The sequence below is a fragment of the Dyella japonica DSM 16301 genome (assembly GCF_001010355.1).
Lineage (GTDB): Bacteria > Pseudomonadota > Gammaproteobacteria > Xanthomonadales > Rhodanobacteraceae > Dyella > Dyella japonica.
In genome coordinates this window covers 1-944 of the sequence record NZ_JPLA01000031.1, presented here as the reverse complement: position 1 = coordinate 944, position 944 = coordinate 1, and the positions used below count along the sequence as shown (strand labels likewise).

Annotated in this window: 1 protein-coding gene; it reads right to left on the bottom strand. The window is 67.6% G+C overall.

Annotated features, from left to right (window positions below):
* Positions 1-824: type II secretion system F family protein (locus Y882_RS12675; protein ID WP_046972299.1), on the bottom strand; the 824-nt coding region annotated here is incomplete at its 3' end.
* Positions 825-944: the final 120 nt, after the last annotated feature.

Sequence of the window (944 nt, the reverse complement as noted above, 5' to 3'; positions counted from 1 at the left end):
GCGATGCGTGCCGTTTCCACCTTCAGCAGCAGCGGGCCGACCAGCTTCATGGTGAGCAGGCGCGTGTGCCACGCCAGCCTGGCCGCCGGATCGCGAAGGCGCGAGCGCGCAATCAGCACGCCGAGGATGAGCAGGATCAGCAGCGCCCACCACCAGCTCTGCAAGGTGTTGCCGATCGCCAGCACGACCTGCGTGATCAGCGGAATCGGCACCTGCATGTCGTCGAAGATCGGCACGAACTGCGGCACCACATAGGCCAGCAGCAACAGCAGCGAACCGAGCACGCCGACCATCAGGAACGCCGGATAGATCAGCGCGTTGATGATGCTGCCGCGCAGCTGCTGCGAGCGTTCAAGGTAATCGGCCAGGCGACGCAGCGTGTCTTCCAACGATCCACCGGCCTCACCGGCACGCACCAGGCTGATGTAGAGCTTGGGGAACACGCTGTGCTCGTCATCCAGTGCCTGCGACAGCGGCGTGCCGCCGCGCACGCGATCGCGCACGCGCTCGATCAGCTGCTTGGCGCTGGCGCCTTCGGGCAGGTCCATCAGGATGCCGAGTGCGCGATCCAATGGCTGGCCGGCGCCGAGCAAGGTCGCCAATTGGTGCGTGAACTGTGCCAGCTGGTCGCCGGTGAAGGCGCCGCGCTTGAACCAGCTGGCCATGCCGCCGCTGGCGGCGCCGCTGTCGGCCGCGCGCGCATCGAGCGGCGTGTGGCCCTGGTCCTGCAGACGGCTCACTACCTCGTCGAGGCTGGCCGCTTCCATCTGGCCTTGCAGCACTTCACCAGCGGCGCTGACGGCGCGGTAGCGGAATTGGGTCATGGCGCAGCCTTCTTCCTCTCCCCTGCGGGGAGAGGATTGAGGTGAGGGGCGGGTGCTCGCGGGAAAGTGGCCAAGGGCGACACGGCAAGCTCGGGCGCTCTCGCAAGCACCCGCCCCTCA